The sequence below is a fragment of the Roseofilum halophilum BLCC-M91 genome, from assembly GCF_030068445.1.
Lineage (GTDB): Bacteria > Cyanobacteriota > Cyanobacteriia > Cyanobacteriales > Desertifilaceae > Roseofilum > Roseofilum halophilum.
Window position 1 is genome coordinate 22,172 of the sequence record NZ_JAQPOK010000105.1, and the last position, 9,455, is coordinate 31,626.

Consider the following 9,455-nt stretch of genomic DNA (forward strand, 5'->3'; position numbering starts at 1 on the left):
GTTCAAAATACCTGACTGGCTGTCCACATGAATAGTTTATCGACTGCAAAGATGAGAAAGGCAAATAGTCCTACCATGGACATTACGGCAACAGATTCACTGATGAGTTGTTGGCGAGAGGGCCAAACGACTTTTTGCAGTTCGTCTTTGGTTCCTTGCAGGAATTTTTGGGTAACTTCTATGGGGTTTTCTGATTTTTCTTGGGCTTGAGCGGTTTCTTTTTTGGCCATGGTGTTTGGATCTCCCTTGTGATTCGGTGGTTGGGTGAGGGTGAAACTTTTCCCATGTTGGGAGCATGGGTGGGTTGGATTCTCCCCTGGTGTTGATTTCCAGTTTAACGAATCTGGCTTGTGTTTTACGACCTTTACACCACTTCCTTTTCGGCTGCTCAGGCAGCCCTAACCGGGACTGATGACACGCTGGCCAATTATGGATAAGCTAACGCGCCCTGGAGGACTTGAACCCCCGACATCAGGTTTTGGAGACCTGCGTTCTACCAACTGAACTAAGAGCGCACAGAAGTTTTTAATCACTTCAGCTCTCTGAATTATACAGCTCAATTGGAAGCAGTGTCAAGGGGGAGGGTTATTTGGTCTTGATTTTTTTGTTTAGGGGGCGATCGAAGCGCTGTTTGAGACGGGTGGCTTTACCGACGCGATCGCGGAGATAATAAAGTTTGGCACGGCGGGCTTTTCCTCGACGGATGACTTGAATGCTGGCGATCCGGGGGGAGTGGAGTAGAAAGACTCGTTCTACGCCTATGCCTTGGAAGATTCTACGAACGGTAATGGTTTCGTTGATGCCTCCATTGCGTTTGGCAATCACGACTCCTTCGTAGGGCTGGGTTCTTTCTTTGCCACCTTCACGGATTCTTACGCCGACTTTGATGGTATCTCCAACGTAGATTAGGGGAATTTCTGGTTTCATTTGTTCCGCTTCGATGGAGCGGATGATTTCTTGAGCGTGCATGGCTTTCTACTTCCTAAAAACTGACAATTTTCTATTATAACTCAAATCTTGAGTTTCCGTCTAGGAGGGATTGGGGTTATCCTAGAGGGTGGGTGAGTGTATGGAGTCGGGATGAGTAAAACTGAGGAGATTTTATCCCAATTACCGGGGGATGTGTTGGGAGGCTTGCGAAAGGCGGATAAGCTGTGGTTGAGTTTGCGCTCATCGAGTATCCCTGTTCCCCAAGTGATTACGGTAGCCGATCTGGGGGCTTCTAGGGATGAACCCTTGGATACGGATGTGGTTATTTGTGGAGGCACGCTAGGGATTATGATGGCTTGTGCCTTGCAGTTGCGGGGGATACGGGTAACGGTGGTGGAGCGGGGAATTTTGCGCGGCAGGGTGCAGGAGTGGAATATTTCCCGTCGGGAGTTGGGGGTGTTGGTGGAGTTGGGGTTATTGACTGAGGAGCAGTTGGAGGAGGCGATCGCCACTGAGTATAACCCAGCCCGGATTAGTTTTCCCGGTAGTGGCGACATTTGGGTTCAGGATGTCCTCAATATTGGCATCGATCCGGTGTTTCTGTTGGAGTGTCTGAAGCAGCGTTTTCTAGCAGCAGGAGGAACCCTGTTAGAGCAAACGCCGTTTGCAGGAGCGACAATTTACGGCGATCGCATTATCGTCAAAGCGGGAAATCAACACATTAACGCCCGCTTACTCCTCGATGCCATGGGGCACTTTTCCCCCATCAGTCAACAAGCAAGAGCCGGAACTAAACCCGATGCCGTCTGTTTAGTCGTCGGTAGCGTCGCTCAAGGCTATCCCAACAATGATACTGGCGATCTGTTTGTCTCCTTCACCCCACCGATGCATCATTGTCAATATTTTTGGGAAGCGTTTCCTGCCAAAGATGGACGCACTACCTATTTATTTACCTACTTAGATGCCCATCGCGATCGCTTTAGCCTCGAATTTTTCTATGAAGAATACTTGCGCTTACTGCCAGAATACCAAAACATTTCCCTCGATCGACTCACCTTTCAACGCGCCCTATTCGGCTTCTTTCCCTGTTATCAAAACAGTCCCCTTAAACTCCCCTTTGACCGTATTTTACCCATCGGCGACAGTAGTGGCAGCCAGTCGCCCCTCAGCTTTGGCGGTTTTGGAGCCATGATCCGCCACCTCAAGCGGTTAACCTTCGGCATTGAAGAAGCCTTAACCCTAGATACCCTACAACAAAAACCATTATCCCTACTCCAACCCTATCAACCCAGTTTATCCGTTACTTGGCTCTTCCAGCGCTCCATGAGCTTAAAAATGGAAAGTAAAGACTTTCTTGTACCTCCCAACGAATTACTCAGTGGTGTTTTTGCCATCATGGAAGAAGCAGGCGATGAAGTTTTACGGCCCTTTTTGCAAGATGTGGTACAATTTCCCGGCTTAACTCAAACCTTACTCCAAACCTGGATTAAAGAACCCATTTCCGTGCTAAAAATTATTCCCCAAGTTGGCTTACCCACCCTGTTGAACTGGACGATCCATTATCAGAACTTAGCCACTTATACCCTCTTAGATTTAGTCGGCAAATCCTTAGAACCCTATCTGAAATTCCTCTCTCCAGAGCAACTCTACACCTATCACCGTTGGCGAGAGGGTTGGCACTACGGCTCAGGACGAGATTATGAGTGAATCCTAATCCCCAAAATAGTAGGGCTGGAAATGCCCACCCTACCGGCTCTCTATTTGTGCTAAAATTACATAGTCATCTAATGCATAGTGACAATCAAAATGTAGTCCTAAATATTGGCGCAGTAAGGGAGTCATATGTTTCTGTTGAGAGAGGTTATCTCTAGCAAATTTATAAAAATCAGTGCCAGAGATAAGCGTTTCGCGATCGGTTGCCGCTAGATATTTATACTGGACTAACTTTAAACCTAGGGGTTTTAAAAATTGATCGATAACAGCGAACTCTTGCAGGCGATCGCTGGGATCTGTCAAGTCATAAGATTTCCATAGTTTTTTGTCTTGAATAGTGAGGATCACATATCCTTCGGGCTTCAGAGCATTACGGAAAATTTGATTATACATCTTCTGAGAATCACTCCGTAACTGAGGATCGGAAAAAAAGCAATGGGAAATGGTGATAAAATCAAAAAAATGCTTGGGGATTTTAGCCGGTTGATGACCATAATCGAAAAAACTAGAGGTATCAAAACGAAAATAGGTATTAAAGTTTTTGTTTTCCATATATTTTCGCCAGAATTGCAGACCGCGATATTGTAAGTCTTTTTGCTGCTCCCAAGAATAATAGGAAATATGCATAGGAGGAGTGAGCTTCCCGAATCGGTGCGTTCCGGCTCGCTTAATCTTGTTGCCAAAATCCAAGACTTGAACGAAGCCGGAACGCACCCTACCGCTTGGGGCAAAAAAGCGATCGCATCAGCAGGTAAACACAGCATTGTCGCGCCGCTATCAACGGGGATGTTATGAAGGGTGAGCGATCGCACCTGATTGCTAGGGATATACCCGCGCTTGGCTGCCGATGCGATCGGCTCGATTTGTAATAGTGAGGGTTGTGAGAACTTTGCCCATATTTGGGGTAGACATTGCTGTACCTCCGTACCTGACCACCAGTGTAGCCAATAGACTGGGGCAGTTAGCGTAGGAATTTCTAGGATAAGGAAGAGGGCGATCGCCAACCATCAATTCATCCCCGTCGATTCACCCATAATCAATGAGTTACGGTAGGGTGCGTTGCGGCTCAAACCCATGTCGAACCAAGAGGACAATCTACAAGCTGCCGCAACGCACCGGAGTCATAATCTGGCAAGGGTTCGTCTGGTATTTGTCGTTGGCTTCCTGAATCGGTGCGTTCCGGATCGCTTAATCTTGTTATCAAAATCCAAGACTTGAACGAAGCCGGAACGCACCCTACCGTCACTCTGGGTCAATTTTTTGCGTTATGTCGAGCTTTTGAATTGCCTGATTCAGTTCAGTAATTTATCGCCGACTAACGCACGCTACTCCTACCATGCTAGAAACGGAGATAATTTTCTGGATTTCTCGTATCTGTTGGGTGGCGGTAAGGACTGACATGAACTTCAAAGTGAAGATGTGGACCAGTAGAGTTTCCAGTACTGCCAACGTTACCAATCTTTTGTCCGCCACTCACTTGCTGTCCATACTGAACATCAATACTTGAGAGGTGTGCATAGACAGTTCGTAGACCATTATCGTGCTGTACCCGTACAAAATTTCCCCATCCATTCGCATGATAGCCAACCTCTATAACCTTTCCTGGCTTCGCAGCTTTCACACGAACATACAGGTTACTCCCTGTTGTTGATAAATCAATACCATTATGCTTGGGTCTTTGAGGTGTTCGATACCGATTCGCGTCATAAATAGTGTACGTTCCTGGATCTAGAGGATTCTGCCATCCGGAATTGGGCAAGCTCAAATTCCACAAGTGATAGTTATTTGAAGTGGAAGGATTGTCGTGCATATAAATTGAATTGCCACTGTCTCCACCTGAATCCAAAGCCTGTCCTGTAGCTTTATTCGTGACTAGATAAGCATCACCCACTTGCTCCAGTTTCCAGAGATGCCAAGGATTTCCCGTGTCAGGATCGGAGTGAGTGTAGGGTACACCAGGGCCACCTCCATCCAGAGCCTTTCCTGTTGCCTTGTTGATGATGATGTAGTAGTCGCCTACTTTCTCAAAGCCCCAAAGCTGCCACTCATTACTTGAATTTGGCGATGAATGAGGATAAACCGAACTGTTACTTCCCCCAGCATCTAATGCCTTATTAGTTGCCTGACTGACAAGTGTTGAAAAATGCAGGTTGGGAAAACGTGCTAGATTCTCATCTCGCCGATTACTAACCTGATTGGCGTTGACGACTAGGTAGTAGTTGGTTGCATCATTGCCTTGAGGTTCGACCCGTACAAAGTACTCACTGTTAGGTTCTAACTCATAGTCGGCCCAAGGTGATTTGCGATTCACAGAATTAATTGTGCCGTTGTTGTTTTTGCCTTCAATAACCTTTTTGCTCTGAAGGACTTTGCCATTATGGTCGAGTACCGTCATGCAGACATTGCCATCGAGCGGCCCGACATCCTCCCCGTTGTAGCCACTGCGTACCGCAAGACTCAGCAGCCGTCCTTGGCCGTCCGTCTTGAACTTGTAGAAGTCCGATTCACGTGCAGGTACCCCCACATGATCTTTCACAACGGTTCGCTTGTTGTCACCCCAACCCGCAATATTACCCAGGTCGCGAGCATCCTCGCGGCGATCGCCCGCCTGATCCAAGTTATGAACGAACTTGTAAGGCACATTTGGCATAAACCATGGCATAAACCATGGCATAGACCGCTTCGGTTCGATCTCCATGCGATAGTGCCCTTGGGGCAGAGAATCGTAGCGGAAAACTGCGTTACCAGTGCTATTGGGTGCCACTTTTGACCATTGACCATTGACCAAGCGGTAAAGCTGAGAGTTGTAGTAGGCAGCAGGAATATTTTTGTCTTGGTCATCTCGAATCGCCGTATAAAGCTGGCGACTCGTACCATCCACTGTGAATTCGTAGTCAAACTCACCCTTTAGGTTGGTAAATTCATAGCGACCATCCGCCTCAAGTCTGTTGAAGTTCAGCACCACATCGTAATTGGTTTTAGTGCCATTGAGCGCGGTTACTTCAGCGTAATATTTGCTGTTCGGTTCCAACCATTGAGCGCCAAATAAGGGCTCCCGAGATTTGGAATCTATCGGTTCTCCAATTTGTTTGCCGCCCTCATCTAAGATTCGTACCCGTACATCACCATCCAACAGACGCTGACGCTCCGCTTCGCTACCGTCGCTGTCCTGACTGCGTACTGCAAACCGTAATTCGGTTGCCATATCGTCCGTCGTGAAGACATAGAGATCCCGGTCTCCAGACGGCAGTCCGACGTGATCGCTGCGTACAATCCGTTGCCCCGCAAGCTGGCCGTTAACCGATTCGCGGTTAATGTTCCAAGCCTTGATACCGGTATCCCCAGCTTGGTCTAAATTCACAACCATCTCATAGGGAACGTTCGCTTTATTCTGCTCGACATCCACCTTGATGAGATATTTTCCATCTGGCAAATCTTTGTAATTTGTATAATTGCCACCAGGATCGATGTCAGTCAGGGGAACCTGTTGCAGCTGACCACCACCGAGATTGCGATAGACAGTGGTGCGTAAGTCAGGATGAGCCAGAGATGTATCCCGTGCCGCCAAACTAATATCGTTCTTATCCCCGTCTAACTCCACCCAGTATTCGCTACTGCCCCGCATATTAGGATAGGTGTGACGACCATCGGGAACCTTAACTACGTTGCTTGGTTTAACAACATCCCAAATCGGCTTAACGGTGGAAGGTAAATCGATATTGGGTAAAGCATTCCCAGTCCCGGTAAAGTAGGGAATTGCTTTCTGACCGTTCCAAATGATATACCCGCCGTCAAAGTATTGCACCGCAGGCATATTCACGCCATTAAATGCCTGTTCGAAGATTTGGATATCTCGTCGTGAATTGCCTAAACGCTGGCGATTCGCCTCATACACTGCGCGAACTTTATCGGCTGCCCGTTTCTTAGCAGCTACCTCCTCTGGTGAAGGCGATGGGGTGGGTTGAGGAGTCGGTGCAGGAGCCGGTGCGGGAGTCGGTGCAGGAATCGGTGCAGGAGCGGGAGCCGGTGCAGGAGCCGGTGCAGGAGCCGGAGCCGGTGCAGGAGCCGGTGTCGGACTTGCGGCGGGTTTTAAAACAGGTGGTTTAGGGTCTGGATAACCATTTATATACGCACTTGGAACCCAATAATTCGTGTCTTTAACGCGATACCACAATTCATCGGGAGTGCCTAACCACCAATCAGTCAGGCGACTACCATAAGTCCAACCATCAAATTCCAAGTAGGTATTGCTTGCCACAGCTTGTGACGATCGATCGTTTACGTTGGGAGAGTTGCGATACTGAACTCCATAATAGGGATGCCCAATCGGTGCAACAGTACCGTCAAAGTGGTCATCATAAATCTTGACGGCACGCTCGCCAGCGGTATAGGTTCCTTCCCCACTCCAAGTTTCAGGACTCAAGAGAACTGGTGTACTATGCTCCTCTGGCTTCATTTCTTTCGCCACCTGAACGGCTGCCAACAGATTCAATAAGCCAGCGCCCGTTTCAGCATCATCACCCGTGGTTCCCAAATCCGTCGCCGTATCGCGGATAATCTCCACTACCTGACGGTAATTTAACTCAGGATTAGCCGCCCAAACCTGAGACACTGCTCCTGTAACCTTCGCCGTCGCTACGGAAGTCCCCGCCATCGCATTGGTTCCTTCTCCAGCTAAAGACAATTGGGGATTCTCCATCGTTCCGCCATAGGCCATCACATCTAAACTCCGACCATAGCTAGAATAGTCGGTACGGTTAGTCCCTTTCCAAACCGACGTATCGGGGTCAAACTGTTCCGCCGCACCCACAGTCATAATGTTGTCAAACTCTTGAGAAGCCTGACCTAACGCCGACATCACGCTACCATCATTCCCAGCAGCAGCTACAATCAGCACATTATGTTGCCGCGCATATTCAATGGCTTCCCGCTCATCTGGCGTTAATTCATAGCGTGTCGTCACATTCCCCTGAGCATCTACCTGAGTTAAATCCATACTCAAATTAACTACCGCATTCGGTTGTCCCGACTCTTTGGCAGCATCCACAAATTCCACCAAAGACTCCGCCCATTGTCCCGAACCAATAGCACGACTCACCCACAGGGGAGCCGTATCATTGACTCCATCAATACCAATCTCATTGTCCTCAGTTGCACCAATAATCCCCAGGATATGGGTTCCATGTTCATTTCCTTCCCCTTCGGACAACAAAGGATTATCATCACCGTCAACATAATCCCTTCCCAGGGTAATCCGAGAATAGTCAATATCGGGATTATCCCCACTAAATCCCGTATCAATCACACCCACCAACGGTTGCTCAGTTTCCGCAAACTCGAATACCGTGGGTTCTTCTCCCCCCGACACCCACTGCTGCGCTACCGCTTCCAACCGGTTCACTAACCGCGTGGTTGCCACTTCCTGCACCTCAGAAAAGTCTTCAGAATTCTCCGCTAACGTTTCCGTCAGCGTCGTGACAGTTGCTTTGAGTTCCGTGATTGAACTCTCTTCAGTATCAATCTCCTCCAGATTAACTGCCAGCGTTTCCAACCGCTCAACCAGTTCTTGCTTGACTGTCGGTTCTGGTTCCACCCATGCCGTTTCCGTATTCTCTCCCTCAACCGTTTCAACACTTTCTTGTTCTTCTACCGCATTTTCCTCTACAACATCAGAACTTTCCTCGTTTTCAGTCTCCGTAGTCTCCGCAACAACCGCTTCTTCCTCCTCAACCGGCTGATTTTCTTCCGTCTCAGCAACCGGATTATTTTCTTCTACCGCAACCGGTGGTTCCTCCTCATCTGAGTTATCCTCAGTTGCCTCAGTTTCCTGCTCCACAACCACGGGTTCTACAGTATTTTCGGGTTCAGAAGCTTCACCCTCATCAACCGTTACCTCTTCCTCAACAGGTTTCTCCTCAGTTGCGTCACTCTCTTGCTGCTCAACAGTCGGTTCTACAGTATTCTCAGTTTCAGAACCTTCACCCTCATCAACGGTTACCTCTTCCTCAACAGGTTTCTCCTCAGTCTCCTGCTCCACAACCTCTGGTTCAACCACATCAGCAGTGACAGTTTCTTCAACTACATTCTCTTCACCAACACTCTCATCCGCTTCTGTGGTATCCTCCAAGAATTCCAGTAGAGTCTCCACATCCTCGACTAAATCTCCTGCGAGTTCATCCACCGCATCGGGAGTGACATAGGGCTTAACATATTCGATAATCCCTTTACCTAACTCAGTTTCGCGCCAATCTTCTCCTTCTGCAAGCACCTCATCCATCAGCGCGGCTTTGCCTTTGGCTCCCCGAACCTGGAAGATGATATCGTTGTAATCCGAATCAGTCTTACCATCCATGCGGATATCTTCCATCACGAAGGTGGAGCCATCCCCAGTAACATCGGCAATTTGTCCCACATGGAAGCCTTCGTAGGGATTGGAGGTTACCATGGAGAAGAGAGGACGACCGGAACCGCCAAGTCCTGGATTGTCGAATACTTTGGCTACCGTCTTATTGGGAACTAACATCACCCCAAAGGTATCTCCCGATCGCATATTAAAGCTTTTCACGCCCAAATATTCCCCCGCATTTTGGTCGCGCTCGCCCAATTTACCACTAAATCTCGCCCCTTCATCCGCATCGGAAATTACGACATGACCTTGTTCTGAGCTACTTAAGGCGCGACTGGAGGCTTCTTGAATAAAGTCTTCGGAACCGGGTTCAAATTCATCCATTCCCTCTAAGGAAAAGATAGCCAGTTCGCCTTGATATCCCCCACCGTCAAAGATATAGTCAATCTCCACTTCTCCCGTTTCT

General features: G+C 48.4%; 5 protein-coding genes and 1 tRNA gene. 1 reads left to right on the top strand and 5 read right to left on the bottom strand.

Annotated elements, in window-relative coordinates; all coding sequences use genetic code 11:
- Positions 1–2: 2 nt before the first annotated feature.
- From secE to rplS, 3 genes are all read right to left on the bottom strand, one after another.
- Positions 3–230, bottom strand: a complete 228-nt coding sequence (gene secE, locus PJF56_RS14485) for a preprotein translocase subunit SecE (protein ID WP_283763396.1) — start codon at positions 228–230, stop codon at positions 3–5.
- A gap of 212 nt (positions 231–442) precedes the next feature.
- Positions 443–515, bottom strand: a tRNA-Trp gene (locus PJF56_RS14490).
- A 70-nt stretch (positions 516–585) separates the two neighbouring features.
- The gene (gene rplS / locus PJF56_RS14495) at positions 586–969 is read right to left on the bottom strand and encodes a 50S ribosomal protein L19 (protein WP_283763397.1); all 384 of its coding nucleotides are present in this window, start codon (positions 967–969) and stop codon (positions 586–588) included.
- A gap of 111 nt (positions 970–1,080) precedes the next feature.
- On the opposite strand from rplS, the gene PJF56_RS14500 reads away from it, so the two are divergent.
- Positions 1,081–2,637 carry an FAD-dependent oxidoreductase gene (locus tag PJF56_RS14500; protein ID WP_283763398.1) on the top strand — a complete coding sequence of 519 codons (1,557 nt, stop codon included), beginning with the start codon at positions 1,081–1,083 and terminating at the stop codon, positions 2,635–2,637.
- Positions 2,638–2,676: 39 nt separating this feature from the next.
- Here PJF56_RS14500 and PJF56_RS14505 read toward each other — a convergent pair whose 3' ends face one another.
- Both PJF56_RS14505 and PJF56_RS14510 read right to left on the bottom strand, forming a co-directional pair.
- Entirely contained in the window at positions 2,677–3,270 is a 594-nt protein-coding gene (locus PJF56_RS14505; protein ID WP_283763399.1) for a hypothetical protein, read from the bottom strand.
- Positions 3,271–3,982: 712 nt separating this feature from the next.
- The gene (locus tag PJF56_RS14510; protein ID WP_283763400.1) at positions 3,983–9,442 is read right to left on the bottom strand and encodes a S8 family serine peptidase; all 5,460 of its coding nucleotides are present in this window, start codon (positions 9,440–9,442) and stop codon (positions 3,983–3,985) included.
- Positions 9,443–9,455 lie beyond the last annotated feature (13 nt).

Bases quoted from the DNA above. Each gene is read 5' to 3' on its own strand.
- secE (WP_283763396.1), bottom strand. From the start codon at position 230: ATGGCCAAAAAAGAAACCGCTCAAGCCCAAGAAAAATCAGAAAACCCC.
- rplS (WP_283763397.1), bottom strand. From the start codon at position 969: ATGCACGCTCAAGAAATCATCCGCTCCATCGAAGCGGAACAAATGAAA.
- PJF56_RS14500 (WP_283763398.1), top strand. From the start codon at position 1,081: ATGAGTAAAACTGAGGAGATTTTATCCCAATTACCGGGGGATGTGTTG.
- PJF56_RS14505 (WP_283763399.1), bottom strand. From the start codon at position 3,270: ATGCATATTTCCTATTATTCTTGGGAGCAGCAAAAAGACTTACAATAT.